The following is a 15,967-nucleotide window of genomic DNA, read 5'->3' on the forward strand; positions in this document are numbered from 1 at the left end:
CGGAAGCGGCTTCCGCATATCCGACTGGCGGCACACCCGAAATCGACGATATGAAAGTTCCTGCCTGCAATGGCAGCCGCGGGCGTGCAACGGTTTGGAAGTTCAGGCAGCCGTCACCGCACGACGAAGCCGGCAAGCTCAGCGCCGGTCTTTCAGCACCGGATGATCCTCCTGCGGCTTGTCGAGGTAATAACCCTGCACCATGTCCACGCCGAATTCCTGCAGCAGGCGCAGGGTTTCCTCGTCTTCCACGAACTCGGCCACGGTGTGCTGGCCCATGCCGCGGGCGACCTCGATGATGGAGCGCACGAACACCTGGTTGTCGCGTTCGCGCGGCAGGTTGCGGATGAACAGCCCGTCGATCTTCAACACGTCGACCTTGAGGTGCTTGAGGTAGGCGAACGAGGCGAAGCCGCTGCCGAAATCGTCCAGGCACAGACTGCAGCCCGCATGCCGCAGCGCATCGATGAAGCGCTCGGCGTCGCGCAGGTCGGAGATGGCGGCTGTCTCGGTCAGTTCCACCAGCAACCGTTTCGGTGCCACGCTCTGCCTGGTCAGCTGGGCGGTGATGAAGCCGGGCAGGTCGGGATCGTCGAACGAACGCCCGGAGATGTTGATGGCCAGCGCCGGCAGCCCCGGATGGGCGGCCAGCAACGCGATGCTTTCGCGCACCACCCAGCGGTCGATGTCGAGGATCCGGCCGCTTTTCTCCGCATAGCCGATGAAATGGTCCGGCGTGATGCACTGCGTGGGGTCGGCCTCGTCCATCATGCGCAGCAACGCTTCCAGATGCGTCATCTCGCCGTTGTCCGCGCGGTATACACCCTGGAAATGCAGGCGCAGCAGGTTGCGTTCGAGCGCGTGCTCGATGCGCTCGTTCCAGGCCAGGCGTGCGGCCATGGCCTGCACGGCGTTGCGGTCGGACCGGTAGATGGTCCAGCGGTTCTTGCCCAGGCGCTTCGCCTGGTACATCGCCACGTCGGCATGCGACACGAGCTCTTCGGCACTCTGGCCGTGGTCGGGATAGTGCGCCACGCCCAGGCTGGTGGTCAGCCGCAGGGGCTTCCCTTCGACGTCGAGTGTGGTGCGCCCCACGGTGCGCACGATGCGTTCCGCCAATGCCAGGGCGCTGTCCAGTGTGGCGTGCGGCATGAACACGGCGAACTCGTCGCCGCCCAGCCGGCACAAGGTATCCGTCTCGCGCACCAGCGCCCTGGTTTCGCCCGCCACTCGCAGCAGCATCGCATCGCCCGCGAAGTGGCCGAAGGTGTCGTTGACGTACTTGAACTCGTCCAGGTCGAAGAGCAGCACGGCGCCTTCGTGGCCGGCGCGCGCGCCGTCACGGAAGAAGCGCGCCAGCTCGGTTTCGAAGTAGTGGCGGTTGTACAGGCCGGTCAGGGCGTCGCGCTCGGCCAGCGTGGTGAGTCGTGCGCGCTGCTGCACCAGCTCGGCCGCCATGGTGTCGAAGGCGTCTGCCAATCGACCCAGCTCGTCCGGGCTGTCCAGTGCGATCGGCTGGGGCGTGCGTCCCTGGCCCAGTTCATCCACCGCGCGCGTCAGCTGCTGCAGGGGACGCGTCACCAGCGCATGAACGCGGCGCCGCAGCAGCCACAGGGTGGGCGTCAGGATCAGCAGGCCGATGGCGCATAGCGCCAGCCAGATCAGCACGACCCACTGGTTCACGCGCGCCTGCGGGAGCGCGTTCACCTCGAACCAGCCCGGCCCGCGAATGCGCGACCAGGCCACCCATTGGCTGCCGTCTGGCGTGCGGCCCGTGCCGGTGTCGGAATGCGCAGCCAGCACCAGTCGCATCGCTTGTTCCAGCGCCTGATCCTTCAGTGCGCCGATCTGCAATTGGCCTTGTGCGGCGGCGATGCGGCTGCGCAGCTGCGAATAGGCGATCAGGTTGCCCCGGCTGTCCATGATGAGCTGCTGCACGGCAGCGTTTGGACGGGGCGGCGCCACGGAGTCGATCAGCGTCTGTATCGCGACGTCGTGCCCCAGCGTGCCCACCCAATGGCCTTGCCAGTCCAGCGGTGCGATGACCGACACCATCCATGTATGGGCCTGCTGGTCCAGGTAAACCGGCGTCCAGAACACCTGGCGCCCGGGATTGCGGCGCGGGTCGGAGCCAAGCATCGTGGGGTAGTCGGCGTTGCTGGCCTGCGCATCGGCGTTGCCGCCCCAATTGATGCCGCGGGAATACACCATCAGCCCGTTTTCCACGAAATCCATGTAGGCGGAGAAAAACGGCGGCACCAGCGCCGGCCCCTGCTCGCGCAGCAGCTCGTAGCTGACGACGGCGCGCAGGCGCGCCGAATCGGAAAGGCCATGCGGCCCGTCGTGCAGGTACAGGGTGGGGGCGTTCTCGGTGTCCACCAATTCCGGGCGCACGCGCCATAGCCCGTCGGGGCTGCGCGCGAACAGGCTGTCGAAGCGTCCGGCGGTACCGGACGGGGCCTGGTCCAGGCGCTGCACCAGGGTCTGGCGCAGGCGGCGCACGCTGGCATCGGCCTGGACGAGCAGGCTTTCGTTGGTCTGCGCCTTGATCTGCACCCATTGCTGGATGACCAGCGGCGCCAGGCGATCGGCACTCAGCCACAAGGCGACGTAGCCCAGCACCGACAGCAACAGCAGTAATGTCAGGAACAGTCCCCAGAGGGTGAGGGACATTCGATGGATCAGCGAGGCGCTGGACGAGGCAGGCGGCAAGGAATCACCTTCGGTTTTCAATCAGGAGACGAGGCTTGCACTGTCGACATCCACCATCCTTCGGGAGGCCCCCTCGGCGACCATGGACCGAATGACTTGCGGACTCTACCGCAGGGGCGCGGCTTCGTCCCCCAAGTCGAAGATCCCGCTCTGCCCGCGCCCGTGAGGTCGGTCGCGCAATGACCTTGCAACATTCCCCCAGGGCCACCCTTGTCTGATCGACCCGTGTGCGCCTGTCTTTAGGCGATGCTGCCGACAAGCCAGCCTGAGTCGCCGCCGACGGTATCGAATCAAGTGTGGCGAAAGCCCATCGGGCGGTCCCATGCCTGCTGGCCAGCAGCCGATCCGGAACCGCCGCGCGCGCTGCCGCTACAATAGCTGCCCACTTCCACGCGGCAGCGCCCCTCGGAGTCATCGGCATGAAGGTTCTCGTCATCGGCAACGGCGGCCGCGAGCACGCGCTGGCGTGGAAGCTCAAGCAGTCGCTGCGGGTCGACGAAGTGATCGTGGCGCCGGGCAACGCGGGCACCGCGCGCGAACGCGGCGTGCGCAATGCGGACGTTGCGGTGACCGACCTCGACGGCCTGCTGTCGCTGGCGAAACGCGAGAAGGTGGAATTGACCGTGGTCGGTCCCGAGGTGCCGCTGGTGGCCGGCGTGGTGGACAAGTTTCGCGCTGCGGGCCTGCGCATCTTCGGGCCGCGCGCCATCGCCGCACAGCTGGAAGGCTCCAAGGCTTTCGCCAAGGACTTCCTCCTGCGCCACAACATCCCCACCGCGCGCTATGCGGTGTTCACCGAACTGAATCCGGCGCTGGCCTATGTGCGGGAACACGGCGCGCCCATCGTGATCAAGGCGGACGGCCTCGCCGCCGGCAAGGGCGTGGTGGTGGCACTCACCCAAGCCGATGCGGAGCTGGCGTTGCACGACATGCTGGGCGCGCATGCCTTCGGCGACGCCTCCGCGCGCGTGGTGATCGAGGAATTCCTCGACGGCGAGGAAGCCAGCTACATCGTGATGAGCGACGGCCAGCACGCGCTGCCGATGGCGTCGAGCCAGGACCACAAGCGCCGCGACGATGGCGACTTCGGCCCCAACACCGGCGGCATGGGCGCCTATTCGCCTGCGCCGGTAGTCACGCCCGAGGTAGAGAAGCGCATCCTCAAGGAAGTGATCGAGCCCACGCTGCACGGCATGGCGATGGAGGGCGCGCCCTTCATCGGCTTCCTCTACGCGGGCCTGATGATCGACAAGCAAGGCAACCCCAAGGTCATCGAGTTCAACGTGCGTTTCGGCGATCCGGAAACGCAGCCGATCATGCTGCGCCTGAAGTCCGACCTGGTGGAGCTGATCGAGGCCGCGCTGGACGGCGAGTTGCACCACACCCGCGTGCAGTGGGATGCGCGCCCATCCATCGGCGTGGTGATGGCCGCCGGCGGCTATCCCGGCAAGGTGCGCAGCGGCGACGTGATCGAAGGCCTGGACGGCAACTTCGGCGCCGATGCGAAGGTGTTCCATGCCGGAACGAAGCTCGATGCCGAAGGGCATGTGACCACGGCCGGCGGCCGCGTGCTTACCGTGTGTGCGCTGGGCAAGGACATCGCCGCCGCGCGCGAACGGGCATATGACGCGGTGTCGAAGATCCGTTTCGAAGGTGCGTTCTGCCGGCGCGACATCGCGCACCGGGCCTTGCACCGCTGATCCGTAGTCAGGTTGCTTATGGAAATCACATACGAGCAGACCTACCAGGAACCGCTGGCCCACTTTGGCGCGGAGCTCGTGCAAATGATCAAGAACCGCAACTACCTTGGCGTTTGCGATTGCTTTGGTTATGCCATGACGTATGGCAGACCATTAGCCGATGCGATTGCGTTTGATATTGAACATAACCTTACGATTGAGGGTCGATCCGCAATCGTCGATCCATTGCGTGAAGCACGCATCTTGGTCAAGTACTTCAAACAGCCGAACGACTGCAAGCTGTTTGGACTGGTGGAGTGTTTCTTGCCGCTTGATCAGGACGACGGCGAGTTGTTGGTTGAGTTGATCGTAACCACCAAAGAGAACAAATTTTATGTTGGTCTCGAAGGTGTGTCGTATGAGCATCCGAAGATTTCGTCCAGCGCAGGTGCTCTCGGCGCCGCTTGACTTGGGTGCTTCGTTCCCGCTGCGCACGGCCTGCAATGGCTAGCGAAGTCAAGGCGAACGATGCGGAGTTCAATCAAGTCTTCAAGCCAACGCCGCATCCACCACCGACTGCGCTTCCTGCAACAGGCTATCGAGGTGCGCCTCGTCCTTGAAGCTCTCGGCGTAGATCTTGTAGATCGCCTCGGTGCCCGACGGACGTGCGGCGAACCAGCCGCCTTCGGTGACCACCTTGATGCCGCCGATGGCGGCACCGTTGCCGGGTGCCTTGTCGAGCACGCTGACGACCTTGTCGCCGGCGATGCGTTCGGCGCTGAGCCGCCCGGGCGACAGCTTGGAGAGCGTGGTCTTCTGCGCCAGCGTGGTGGTGGCGTCGATGCGGCGGCTGTAGGGTCGGCCGAGGTCATCGGTGATGCGCGCATACACCTCGCCGGGGTCGCGGCCTTCGCGCGCGGTGATTTCCGCGGCGAGCAGGCCGGGTACCAGGCCATCCTTGTCGGTGCTCCACGCGCTGCCGTCCATGCGCAGCAGCGAGGCACCCGCGCTTTCCTCGCAACCGAAGCCCAGCGTGCCGTCGTGCAGTCCGGGCGCGAACCACTTGAAGCCCACCGGCGCTTCGTAGAGCTTGCGGCCAAGGCGCTGCGCCACGCGATCGATCAGCGCGGTGCTCACCACGGTCTTGCCCACCGCGGCTTGCGAGCTCCATTGCGGACGATGGCGATAGAGGTAGTCCACCAGCACGGTGAGGTAGTGGTTGGCGGGCAGCAGCCCCGCCGAGCGTGTCACCACGCCGTGGCGGTCGTGGTCGGTGTCGCAGGCGCAGGCCACGTCGTACTTGTCGCGCAGGACGATCAGGCGCTGCATCGCGTAGCTGGACGAGGGGTCCATGCGGATCTTGCCGTCCCAGTCCACGCTCATGAAGGCGAATTGCGGGTCGACCGCTTCGCTCAGTACGTCCAGTTCGATGCGATGGCGTTCAGCGATCGCTGACCAGTAATGCACGCCCGCGCCGCCCAGCGGATCGACGCCAAGGCGCACGCCGGCACTGCGGATCGCGTCGAAATCCACCACGTTCGCGAGGTCGGCGACATAGGTGTTGAGGTAATCGTGTTCGTGCGTGGTGGCGGCGCGTCGCGCCTGTGCATACGGCACGCGCCGCACCTCGCGCAGGCCGCTTTCCAGCAACGCGTTGGCGCGGTTCTCCACCCACTTGGTGATGTCGGTGTCGGCGGGGCCGCCGTTGGGCGGGTTGTACTTGAAGCCGCCGTCGGCCGGCGGGTTGTGCGAGGGCGTGATGACGATGCCGTCGGCCAGGCCCGTGGTGCGAGCGCGGTTGTGCACGAGGATGGCGTGCGACACCGCCGGCGTGGGGGTGAATTCGCCGCCGGTGGAGATCCTTGTTTCCACGCCGTTCGCGGCAAGCACTTCCAGTGCGGTCTCGAGCGCGGGCTGCGACAGCGCGTGGGTGTCGGCGCCGATGAACAGCGGGCCGTCGATGCCCTTGGCCTTGCGGTACTCGCAGATTGCCTGGCTCACCGCGAGGATGTGGGCCTCGTTGAAGCTGCGCTCGAACGACGAGCCGCGATGGCCCGAGGTGCCAAACGCCACGCGCTGCGCCGGCACGGCAGGAACGGGCTTCAGTTCGCTGTACGCCGCGAGCAGTCTTGGCACGTCGACGAGGATGGACTTCGGCGCCGGCTTGCCGGCGAGCGGGCTGATCTGTTGGCTCATGGAACCTCGAACAGTGATTTTTTGCCGTCATTCCGGCGCAGGCCGGACGAATACGTAGTGCGAAGAATGCCTGCAGAGCGCCCCCGAATGGGTGAGCGTAGCGACTCATCCAGTGAGGATACGGCTCGGACTGACATGGCCGTGAATGGATCCCGGCCTGCGCCGGGATGACAGCTTTTGGAGGCCTTCGTGTGGTTGCTGCTCACACGTTCTCTTGCGTGGATTTGCCGTCGCGCAGCGCGCGATAGCGGCAGATCAGCGCATTGGTCGAGCTGTCGTGCGTCAGCTTCGGCTCGTCCTTCGCCACCAGCTCGGCGATGGTGGTCTTGGCGAGTTGCTTGCCCAGTTCCACGCCCCACTGATCGAAGGAGTCGATGTCCCAGATCACGCCTTGCACGAACACGCTGTGTTCGTACAGCGCGATCAGGCTGCCGAGTGCAAAAGGGGTAAGGCGTTCGGCAAGAATCGTGGTGCTGGGCCGGTTGCCCTCGAACGTGCGGTGCGGCACCAGCGCTTCCGGCGTGCCTTCGGCACGCACTTCCTCGGCGGTCTTGCCGAAGGCCAGCGCCTCGCCCTGTGCGATCAGGTTGGCGATCAGCAGGTCGTGCTGGTCGCCGCCGCCCTGCGCGGGCACGGGCTGCAGGGTCTTGCCGAAGCCGATGAAATCGCAGGGCACCAGCCGCGTGCCCTGGTGGATCAGCTGGTAGAACGAATGCTGGCCGTTGGTGCCCGGCTCGCCCCAGTAGATCGGCCCGGTGGCGTAGTCCACGTGCGCGCCGTCCAGCGTGACATGCTTGCCGTTGCTCTCCATCGTGAGCTGCTGCAGGTACGCGGGGAAGCGCTTGAGGTACTGCTCGTAGGGCAGCACCGCCACCGTGGCGGCGTCGAGGAAGTTGGCATTCCACACGCCGATCAGGCCCATCAGCGCCGGCAGGTTGGCCTCGAACGGCGCGCTGCGGAAGTGCTCGTCCATCGCGCGGAAGCCGGCGAGCATGTCGCGGAAATGGTCCGGACCGACGGCAATCATGGTGGACAGGCCGATCGCCGAGTCCATCGAGTAGCGGCCGCCCACCCAGTCCCAGAAACCGAACATGTTGGCCGTGTCGATGCCGAACTTCGCCACGCCCTCAGCGTTGGTGGAAACCGCAACGAAATGCCTGGCCACCGCGCTCTCGTCGCCCAGCGCCTGGACGCACCACGCGCGCGCCGCGTGCGCGTTGGTGAGCGTTTCCAACGTGGTGAAAGTCTTGGAGCAGACGATGAACAGCGTTTCGGCAGGATCGAGGTCGCGCACCGCCTCGGCGAAATCGACGCCGTCCACGTTGGAGACGAAGTGGAACGTCATGTCGCGCTGGCTGTAGTCGCGCAGCGCCTCGTACGCCATCACCGGGCCGAGGTCGGAGCCGCCGATGCCGATGCTCACCACGTTGCGGATGCGCTTGCCGGTGTGGCCCTTCCACGTGCCGCTGCGCACGGCGTCGGCAAACGCGGCCATGCGATCGAGCACTTCGTGCACGTCCGGCACCACGTCCTGGCCGTCGACGAGGATGTGCGCGTTGCGCGTCGCGCGCAGGGCCACGTGCAGCACCGCGCGGTTCTCGGTGGTGTTGATATGGTCACCGCGGAACATCGCCGCGATGTGGCCCTTGAGATCGCGCGCGTCGGCCAGTGCGCGCAGCAGGCGCAGCGCCTCGTCGTCCACGCGTTGCTTGGAGTAGTCGAAGTACAGGCCCACCGCCTCGGCGACGAAGCGCTCGCCGCGTTTGGGGTCGGCGGCGAACAGTTCGCGCAAGTGGCCGGTGGCGACGTGGTTGCAGTGTTGCTGCAGGGCTTGCCACTCGGGCAGCAGGGTGAGTTCGGCGCGGCTCATGGGTATGGGTTCCTTGGGGACTCGGGCTTTCCCTTCCCCCTACGGGAGAAGGTGGCGTGCGGCGCCGGATGCGGGTGCATGCGAAACGCAGGGGCGAACCTTGCGACGGGTTTCGAGGGGATGCTCCGCACGTACCCTCGTCCCGGCCCCTCCCCCGGAGGGAGATGGGCTTTGCAGTGGAAACACCCGATATCGCTGTGCGGACACCTTCAATGCTTGGCCGACAACGCAGCCTGCTTGTCGGCAATGCGCTGCAGGAGCTGCTTCCACGACTTCACGAAGGCTTCGGCGCCATCCTGCTGCAGCTTCGTCGCCAGCGCATCGAGGTTCACGCCGGCGGCGGTCACCGAAGCGAGCACCGCGTCGGCGTCACCGCCGTCCATCGGGAGCGCCGGACCGGGCTTGCCGTGGTCGCCCACCGCGAGCAGGGTCTTTTCGGGAATGGTGTCCACCGTGTCGGGCGCGCCCAGTGCATCCACGTACAGCGTGTCGGAGGCGTTGGGGTCTTTGTTGCCGGTGCTGGCCCACAGTACGCGCTGCGGGCGTGCGCCGGCGGTGGCCAGCTTCTGCCAGCGCGGCGATGCCAGCAGTTCGCGGTAGGCGCGGTAAGTCTGCTTGGCGACCGCGATGCCGAGCCGGTTGTGCTGATCGGCGGGCAGCTGCGGATTGGCGGCCACGTCCCAGCGGCTGAGGAACACCGAGGCCACCGAGGCGACCTGCGGATCCTTGCCTTCGGCGACACGGCGCTCGATGCCGCGCAGATACGCCTCCGCCGCGGCGACGTACTGTGCGCAGGAGAACAGCAGGGTCACGTTGACCGGAATGCCGCGGTAGATGGCTTCCTCGATGGCGGGAATGCCCTCGGGCGTGCCGGGAATCTTCACGAACAGGTTCGGCCGTTCCGCCTGCGCATGGATCGCGGCAGCGGCGGTGATGGTGCCGGCGGTGTCGGCGGCCAGCAGCGGCGACACTTCCATCGAGACCCAGCCGTCCACCTGGTGGGTGGCGTCGAAGATCGGCTTGAACAGGTCGGCTGCGCGGCGCAGGTCTTCCAGCGCCAGCTCCATGAACAGCGTCTCGCCCGACAGGCCCACCAGCGATTTGGCGTGAATGCCGGCATCGTAGGCCTCGCCCTCGCCGATGGCCGCATCGAAGATGCTGGGATTGGAGGTCAGGCCGGTGACCGAGAGCTCCGCGATGTAGCGCGCCAGCGTACCGTTGTCGAGCAGGGTGCGGGTGATGTTGTCCAGCCACAGGCTCTGGCCGAGGTCGTGGAGTTGCTGGGTTGCTTTCATGATGGCTCCGGGGAGGTGTGGAGGGGGATGCTGGTTGCCGCGGCCGAAGCTGCGATGCGTGATTCGTTCAAGCTTGCAGGAAGTCCCCAAGCTTACGCCCGCACAGTTCCGCGATGCACGCGATCTCCATGTCGGGCGCCGGTTCGATGTGCTGGCTTGCCGCGGCGGCGGCGTAATGGCCCTGCCTCACCCATACCGTGGTGAGGTGCGCGCCCATCAGGCGCTTCATGTCGGCAAGGATCTGCGGCTTGTCGTCCACCATCACGTAATGCGCGGCGGGGTAGCGCTGCTGCATGCCGTCCAGCATCTGCTGTTTGTGCACGTAGATCAGCACGTCGCCGTGCAGCGCGTCCCACAGGCCGGCGCGATGCACCTTGCGCGGCTGGAACACCACGTCGCCGTCGGAGAGGATCACTGGCCGGCCCAGGGTGCGCAGGTGCGCAAGGGTTTCCATCGCGCCTGGGTACAACCGCTGCTCGAAGGGATAGTCGAGCAGGAAGTCGGACATGCCCAGCAAGGCGGGATGGTTGTCCAGCCCGTTGCGGAAACGTTGCAGGCTGCCGAGGTAATCGGCATAGCCCAGTGCCTTGCGCAACTCGTCGTAGATGGCCCAGTAGCGGTCGCGTTCGGCGACGCCGAAGCGTTGTTCCAGCTCATTGCCGAGATCGGCGGAGAAGCGGTCGTTGTCGAGCAAGGTGTCGTCGACGTCGAGCAGGATGACCAACTGCTCGGCGCCCGTCACGGCGCGGCCTCCGGCTGCGGATCGTGCCAACCCTCGTCGCCGGCCAGTGCGGCGCCCTCGCTCGGGCCCCAGCTGCCGGGCTCGTAGAGATGTACCGCCTGCTCATGCTCCAGCACGTTGTCCACCACGCGCCACGCCGCTTCCACGCATTCGTCGCTGGTGAACAGCGCATTGTCGCCGCGCAGCGCGTCGCCGAGCAGGCGTTCATAGGGCGACTTGTCCGTGCTCTCCCGGTGGTGCGCGACCAGTTCGACCGGATCGCCCTGCATCGCTTCGCCCGGGCGCTTCACCCGCATGCCCTCGGCGATCACCACCTGGGGGCTGAGCCGGAAGCGGAAGTAATTGGATTGCTGCGCCGTCACTTCGTCGAACACCGACATCGGCGGCTTCTTCATGTCCACCATCACCTGCGTGGTGGTGAGCGGCAGGCATTTGCCCGCACGGATCAGGAACGGCACGCCCGACCAGCGCCAGGTGTCGATGGCGAGACGCAGCGCCACGAAGGTCTCCACGTCGGAGTCCGGCGCCACGCCGGGTACGTCGCGGTAACCCTTGAACTGGCCGCGCACCACGTCCTTCGGCTCCAGCGGACGCATCGCACGGAACAGCCGCAGCTTCTCCGCGTTCAGCGCGGCTGGGTCGTGGCCGATGGGCGCGTCCATCGCCAGCAGCGAGGTCACCTGCAGCAGGTGGTTCTGCAGCACGTCGCGTATCGCGCCAACGCCCTCGTAGAAATTGCCTCGTCCTTCCACGCCGAACTGCTCGGCCATGGTGATCTGTACGCTGTCCACGTAGCGGTTGTTCCACACCGGTTCCAGCACGCTGTTCGCGAAACGGAAATACAGCAGGTTCTGCACCGCCTCCTTGCCCAGGTAGTGGTCGATGCGGAAGATCGCGCGCTCGGGGAACACCTCGTGCAGCGTGGCGTTGAGCGTCCGTGCGGAGGCGAGGTCGTGCCCGAAGGGCTTCTCCACCACCACGCGCGCATTGTCCGCACAACCCGCGGATTTGAGGTGGGTCACCACCGTGCCGAACAGCGAAGGCGGGATCGCGAGGTAGTGCAGCGGCGCCTGCGCGTTACCCAGCGTCTGCTTCAACCGGGTGAAGGTGGCGGCATCCTGGTAGTCGCCGTCAACGTATTTCAGGAGCCCGGACAACTTCGCGAATGCGGCCTCATCGACGGTACCGCCGTTCTTTTGCGCCGCCGCCGTCACGCTGTCGCGCGCGCGCTGCCGCAACTGCTCCAGCGACCAGCCGGCATGCGCCACGCCGATGATCGGCAGATCCAGCCCGTCGCGGGCCACCATCGCCTGCAGCGAGGGAAAGACTTGCTTGTAAGCCAGGTCGCCGGTGGCGCCGAAAAACACCAGCGCATCGGAAGCGGGGTTTGCCATGGAGCTGCTCCGTAGGGGGCGGGGCGTCGTGGGTGACGCACGGGAAAGTGGAGATTCGCACGATGCGCTGACCTCTGGCATCCGCCTCAGCATGCCAAGGGAAAGGTGAAGCCTGCGCGCAAGCGATGCTAAGGGAATCGGCGGCAGCCGACTGCCACAGGGCAGGGCAGCACCCGTTGTTGCGGCTGAGCAGGTCGTCGGGCCTGCGTATGTTCACTATCGCGCTGCACCCGATTGATCAGGACGGTCGGCTCGTGCATATCGTCGTACGTGTTCAGCTCCACGGTCGCGACCTGTCTCCCTTGAGAACAAACTGGGCAATCCTCGCGCAGGTGGCGGGAAGCGAACGCCACGAGCCGCACAGCCGCAGGGCAATGCTGCCGCACCGGCAGCCAGCCCTGCGCAGCAAGCGGTTCGATTCGAATGGGCAGTCGAGCAACCGTGCGTAGTTCACTGCCCTGCCGGCGGCTCCCACAGTTCAATCTTGTTGCCGTCCGGGTCAATGACCCAGCCGAACTTGCCGAAGTCCGAGGACTCCGTCTCGTCGAGAACGTGGCAACCTTCTGCGCGCATCGCGGCCAGCAGTGCATCGAGATCGTCGACGCGGAAGTTGATCATGAAGGACGCGGAGCCTGGCTCCATTTTCTTCGTGTCCTGTGCAAATGCGCTCCAAATGGTCATGCCGGCCTCGCTGCCAGGGCCGCCCCATTGAAATATGGCGCCGCCCCAGTCGCTTACGTCCAACCCAAGGTGGTCGCGGTACCAGGCTCCCAGGCGCTCGGGATCCGGGGATTTGAAGAAAATGCCGCCAATGCCTGTTACGCGTTTCATCTGATTCACTCCCGGGGCAATCCGATATCTGCGTGAGGTCCGGCCCAGCCGAGGATAAGCCAGAAGGCGATAGCCTCGAGTCCCCGCGATGCATTCCTGAGCTGCCGTCTCGATGGCAGCCATGATCGAGGAGCGTTGCCAGGAAACAATCAAGCTGGGGTCCGACACCGGAGTTCACCGGCGCCGGCATAGCGTCAGCCGGATCGCGGAGTCAGGACTCCGACTCGTGGCACACGACTTCGATGTTGTGCCCATCCGGTCCAATAACGAAAGCTGCGTAGTATTTCCCGCTGTAGTTCGGGCGCAGCCCGGGCGCGCCATTGTCCTTGCCACCCGCCTCAAGTGCCGCACGATGGAAAGCCTCGACCTGCTGGCGATTCTGGGCCACGAACGCCAGATGGAGATGCGCGGGCTTCTCCTCGATTCGGCGTATGCACAACGAAGTCCTGCCGTCTGCGCTGAGTTCGATGCCTAGCGACCCCTCCGAAACTACGGCCATGCCGATCGGTTCGAGCGCCTTGAGGAAAAACGCCTTGCTCGCCGCATAGTCGCTGGTCCCGAATACGACGTGGTCAAACATGAGTCCTCCTGAAGCGCGTAAGCGCGCGAAGCATGACGTCTGAGGCAAGCGACCGCCGCCGCGAGAACCGGCAATTTGCCGAGATCTCTCCATGGCCACCTTGCTCGAGTGACTGGTTACGCGTCGTCTGCACGCTGCTTGGTGAGCCAGTATTCCGCCATAAGCTCGTGTGACCAGGACGGTTGTCGCACGGTATGCCTGGGAAGAAACTCTTGCATGACTGGCTTGATGTCCAGGACGGGCGTGCCGTCAATGGCGTCAAGCTCCGCGACGACGAGAGCGGTGCCCTGTACGCGCAAGATGCGACAGATCGTGCTGCCGATGCGGTTGGGGCGATTTTTGCCGCGCTGGGCAAAGATGCCGACGGGTGGCCAGTCGGGATTGTTGCGTGGGTGTCGTGCGCCAGAAACAATTTTGGACTCCTGGACTTGATGAAAGACGAACAGGATCTCGGCGTGCGAAAACTCGATAAGGCCTTGCAGCGCTTCGGCGGAAAGGGACGGAACAAGCTCGATGCGAGCTTCCTCGCTACCCCAGAAATCATCTTCGGCGTGAGGCCGCGATGCATGAACGTACCCGACAGGTTCGACAACGATTGGCATGACGCTCCGTAGACGCATATCGCTGAAGTCAGGGGGCGGCGATGCGGGCCGCCTTGAACGAGTTGTTTGGGGTGTGCTGAGCGGCTTAGGCGCCGCGTTTGCGCCACGAAACGAGCTGGGCTAGGCCGAGACCGCCCCCGGTAGCAATAAAGAACCATGTGAATACATCGGAGCTACCTTTCGCCAAGAGGAAAAGGCCAAGGGCCAGCGAAAGAAGGGCAAAAAACGGTTGCGCTGTACGTTGTGCCGAAGCCAGTCCAATGTTGCGGATAGAGACCAGCTGAGCCTTGGAGAGCGATTCCGCGATGGGCTTGCACTCGGCGGAACAAGCGAGACCTCGTGTGACTGGAATTGCGCATGTGTGGCACACGCCTTTACCGCAAGACTTGCAGATGCCAATCGCATTGGAATTCGAATGAGCGAAGCACTCCATTTTTACTCCTGACGCCTGAGTTAAGCCGCGCCGCGCGCCGGTTTGGACCGACTGTTAGACGGCACCTGTGAACTCCTGAACACCCGATGTGACAGAAGGCAGGCGTTCAATCGAGGAATTTCCAGGTGTCTGCCCCGTCGAACCGCCGGACGACGAGCGACTCCAGGAGTGCGGGTTCGAAGTTCCGCAGATTCACTCCGTGCCGAGCACCCGGCGTGGACTCGACCGGTTCCCAGTGGGTGGCGATACCGCAGGTCTTGCACCGGAAGTTCCTAAGCGTTCGATCGCCCCAGACGTAGCTTTCCGTGTTCTCGGGATGGCCTTGGATGGATACCGATCCAAGTTCGTAATAGGCCCAAATTCCGCCGGTGCGCCGGCACAAGGAGCAGTTACAACTCGTAGCCGTTTCCGGCGCTTCCGGAAGTGTGAGGCGCACCGATCCGCAGTGACAGGAACCGTGCAGCGATGGTGAAGGTTGTTCCGTGTTCATGGAGTGCGTCGCTGGTTGTTGTGCTGCCTAACGCCGGAGTTAAGCGGTGGTGGAGCCTTTCGCTTGAACGAGTGGTCAGGCGGCCTCGATGCACCGCAGAATGTCCTGGCCTAAAGCAACCACAATGGGATCTCCGAGCCCGTCGAACATATCGCGCGGCAAGTGACGCGCGGTTTGAGGATTGAGCAGCAATGGACCCGGACACCCGGGAAAGTAAAGCACAGTATGATCGTGGGCCAAAAGTTGAGCGAGACCCTGCCATAGACGCAGGTCTGCGCATGGGCGCTCGACAGTGATGCTGTGGACATGGCTAGGTGCGCCAGCCAGCGGTGAAAGAAACAGCGAACATGACTCGCGTGGCCCGAAAGATAGATGCCAATAGCTTGATTCTGGCTCTGAAAGAAAAGCGCCGAAAGCATCGCGGATAGCATCACGCGGGATGCCAGAAGGCTCGCCATTTTCGAAGCATTGGACGAAGAGTTCGAAGCTCATGACTGCCTACCGCCTAGCCTTCGACGTAGGGGCTTGCGCCTTGGCAGAAGGGCTAACTCTCTGGCGACGCAGCGCTGGCATTTTGAATGACTTCAAGCAGATGCTTCCCGTATGAACTGTCGGGGCAGGCCGCGCGCAACTGGCCAAGCAATTGATCTTTGTCGGGGACATCAACTTCCGCGAGTAGCGTGGCGAATGCGATGGCCGTGTAGTTCTCGGGCCCTGCTGCAAATGTGCGTACTAACGGTGCAACGCAATGTCGCAGGCCAAAGGCCGAGACAAGCTTTGCTGCAACGACCCGTTCGCGCCAGCCGCTGCTGCGGGTGAGGTCTTGAACAACCTGTTCCGCCTCTTCGGCTTGAACCAGTTCGGCTGCCTTCTGGACAGACCGCCTCCAGCTACCGCCATACAGCTGAGCGACAAGGTTGCGCATTTGAGACCTAACGCTGGAGTTAAGCGGCGGCCCGTAAGGGCCGTCCACCTTGAGCGAGTTGTTATGCTATTTACTGCATTTGAAGCGTCCTCGTTTTCCCGAGTCACCCGGAAATAGAGGTAGTTGATGATGCCATGGCAAACGCGACGGGCGAGAGTCCGCCGAGTGAGCGATGGGGACGTTGATGGTTGTAGCGGTGGCGCCAGTCCTCGGTCATG

General features: G+C 64.6%; 13 protein-coding genes. 2 read left to right on the forward strand and 11 right to left on the reverse strand.

Annotation, left to right across the window (positions count from 1 at the left end; genetic code table 11):
- Nucleotides 1-138: 138 nt before the first annotated feature.
- Nucleotides 139-2,673 (reverse strand): EAL domain-containing protein, encoded by a 2,535-nt coding sequence (locus tag IHE49_RS14855; protein ID WP_192159286.1) that lies wholly within the window; start codon nucleotides 2,671-2,673, stop codon nucleotides 139-141.
- 458 nt (nucleotides 2,674-3,131) lie between these two features.
- Between IHE49_RS14855 and purD the strand changes: the two genes are divergently transcribed.
- Both purD and IHE49_RS14865 read left to right on the forward strand, forming a co-directional pair.
- Complete coding sequence (gene purD, locus IHE49_RS14860; RefSeq protein WP_192159288.1) at nucleotides 3,132-4,412, forward strand: phosphoribosylamine--glycine ligase; 1,281 nt, start codon at nucleotides 3,132-3,134, stop codon at nucleotides 4,410-4,412.
- 18 nt (nucleotides 4,413-4,430) lie between these two features.
- Complete coding sequence (locus IHE49_RS14865; protein WP_192159290.1) at nucleotides 4,431-4,859, forward strand: hypothetical protein; 429 nt, start codon at nucleotides 4,431-4,433, stop codon at nucleotides 4,857-4,859.
- Nucleotides 4,860-4,940: 81 nt separating this feature from the next.
- On the opposite strand, the gene pgm is transcribed toward IHE49_RS14865, so the two are convergent.
- The 10 genes from pgm to IHE49_RS14915 all read right to left on the reverse strand — a co-directional run bounded on the left by pgm (nucleotide 4,941) and on the right by IHE49_RS14915 (nucleotide 15,749).
- Nucleotides 4,941-6,587: a phosphoglucomutase (alpha-D-glucose-1,6-bisphosphate-dependent) gene (pgm, locus tag IHE49_RS14870; RefSeq protein ID WP_192159293.1), complete on the reverse strand. Its 1,647-nt coding sequence runs from the start codon at nucleotides 6,585-6,587 to the stop codon at nucleotides 4,941-4,943.
- 202 nt (nucleotides 6,588-6,789) lie between these two features.
- Nucleotides 6,790-8,457, reverse strand: a complete 1,668-nt coding sequence (gene pgi / locus IHE49_RS14875) for a glucose-6-phosphate isomerase (RefSeq protein WP_192159295.1) — start codon at nucleotides 8,455-8,457, stop codon at nucleotides 6,790-6,792.
- A 209-nt stretch (nucleotides 8,458-8,666) separates the two neighbouring features.
- A complete protein-coding gene (tal, locus tag IHE49_RS14880; protein ID WP_192159297.1) occupies nucleotides 8,667-9,752 on the reverse strand; it encodes a transaldolase in 1,086 nt (361 codons plus the stop codon).
- Between the two features lie 67 nt (nucleotides 9,753-9,819).
- Nucleotides 9,820-10,494, reverse strand: coding sequence for an HAD family hydrolase (locus IHE49_RS14885; RefSeq protein WP_192159299.1), 675 nt, complete (start codon nucleotides 10,492-10,494; stop codon nucleotides 9,820-9,822).
- Nucleotides 10,491-11,888 (reverse strand): glucose-6-phosphate dehydrogenase, encoded by a 1,398-nt coding sequence (gene zwf / locus IHE49_RS14890; RefSeq protein ID WP_192159301.1) that lies wholly within the window; start codon nucleotides 11,886-11,888, stop codon nucleotides 10,491-10,493. The genes IHE49_RS14885 and zwf overlap by 4 nt, the downstream gene beginning before the upstream one ends.
- Before the next feature lie 450 nt (nucleotides 11,889-12,338).
- Nucleotides 12,339-12,719, reverse strand: a complete 381-nt coding sequence (locus tag IHE49_RS14895) for a VOC family protein (RefSeq protein ID WP_192159303.1) — start codon at nucleotides 12,717-12,719, stop codon at nucleotides 12,339-12,341.
- A 211-nt stretch (nucleotides 12,720-12,930) separates the two neighbouring features.
- The gene (locus IHE49_RS14900) at nucleotides 12,931-13,299 is read right to left on the reverse strand and encodes a VOC family protein (protein ID WP_192159305.1); all 369 of its coding nucleotides are present in this window, start codon (nucleotides 13,297-13,299) and stop codon (nucleotides 12,931-12,933) included.
- A 116-nt stretch (nucleotides 13,300-13,415) separates the two neighbouring features.
- Nucleotides 13,416-13,901: an SAM-dependent methyltransferase gene (locus tag IHE49_RS14905; RefSeq protein WP_192159307.1), complete on the reverse strand. Its 486-nt coding sequence runs from the start codon at nucleotides 13,899-13,901 to the stop codon at nucleotides 13,416-13,418.
- Between the two features lie 998 nt (nucleotides 13,902-14,899).
- The gene (locus IHE49_RS14910; RefSeq protein ID WP_192159309.1) at nucleotides 14,900-15,316 is read right to left on the reverse strand and encodes a hypothetical protein; all 417 of its coding nucleotides are present in this window, start codon (nucleotides 15,314-15,316) and stop codon (nucleotides 14,900-14,902) included.
- 52 nt (nucleotides 15,317-15,368) lie between these two features.
- A complete protein-coding gene (locus IHE49_RS14915; RefSeq protein ID WP_192159311.1) occupies nucleotides 15,369-15,749 on the reverse strand; it encodes a hypothetical protein in 381 nt (126 codons plus the stop codon).
- Between the last annotated feature and the right edge of the window lie 218 nt (nucleotides 15,750-15,967).

It is taken from the genome of Rhodanobacter sp. 7MK24 (assembly GCF_014842995.1).
Taxonomy (GTDB): Bacteria; Pseudomonadota; Gammaproteobacteria; order Xanthomonadales; family Rhodanobacteraceae; genus Rhodanobacter_A.

Excerpts from the sequence above, each read along its gene's own strand:
- tal (WP_192159297.1), bottom strand. The coding sequence starts at position 9,752 with ATGAAAGCAACCCAGCAACTCCACGACCTCGGCCAGAGCCTGTGGCTG.
- IHE49_RS14910 (WP_192159309.1), bottom strand. The coding sequence starts at position 15,316 with ATGAGCTTCGAACTCTTCGTCCAATGCTTCGAAAATGGCGAGCCTTCT.
- IHE49_RS14905 (WP_192159307.1), bottom strand. The coding sequence starts at position 13,901 with ATGCCAATCGTTGTCGAACCTGTCGGGTACGTTCATGCATCGCGGCCT.
- IHE49_RS14915 (WP_192159311.1), bottom strand. The coding sequence starts at position 15,749 with ATGCGCAACCTTGTCGCTCAGCTGTATGGCGGTAGCTGGAGGCGGTCT.
- purD (WP_192159288.1), top strand. The coding sequence starts at position 3,132 with ATGAAGGTTCTCGTCATCGGCAACGGCGGCCGCGAGCACGCGCTGGCG.
- IHE49_RS14855 (WP_192159286.1), bottom strand. The coding sequence starts at position 2,673 with ATGTCCCTCACCCTCTGGGGACTGTTCCTGACATTACTGCTGTTGCTG.
- IHE49_RS14900 (WP_192159305.1), bottom strand. The coding sequence starts at position 13,299 with ATGTTTGACCACGTCGTATTCGGGACCAGCGACTATGCGGCGAGCAAG.
- zwf (WP_192159301.1), bottom strand. The coding sequence starts at position 11,888 with ATGGCAAACCCCGCTTCCGATGCGCTGGTGTTTTTCGGCGCCACCGGC.
- IHE49_RS14895 (WP_192159303.1), bottom strand. The coding sequence starts at position 12,719 with ATGAAACGCGTAACAGGCATTGGCGGCATTTTCTTCAAATCCCCGGAT.
- pgm (WP_192159293.1), bottom strand. The coding sequence starts at position 6,587 with ATGAGCCAACAGATCAGCCCGCTCGCCGGCAAGCCGGCGCCGAAGTCC.
- IHE49_RS14865 (WP_192159290.1), top strand. The coding sequence starts at position 4,431 with ATGGAAATCACATACGAGCAGACCTACCAGGAACCGCTGGCCCACTTT.
- pgi (WP_192159295.1), bottom strand. The coding sequence starts at position 8,457 with ATGAGCCGCGCCGAACTCACCCTGCTGCCCGAGTGGCAAGCCCTGCAG.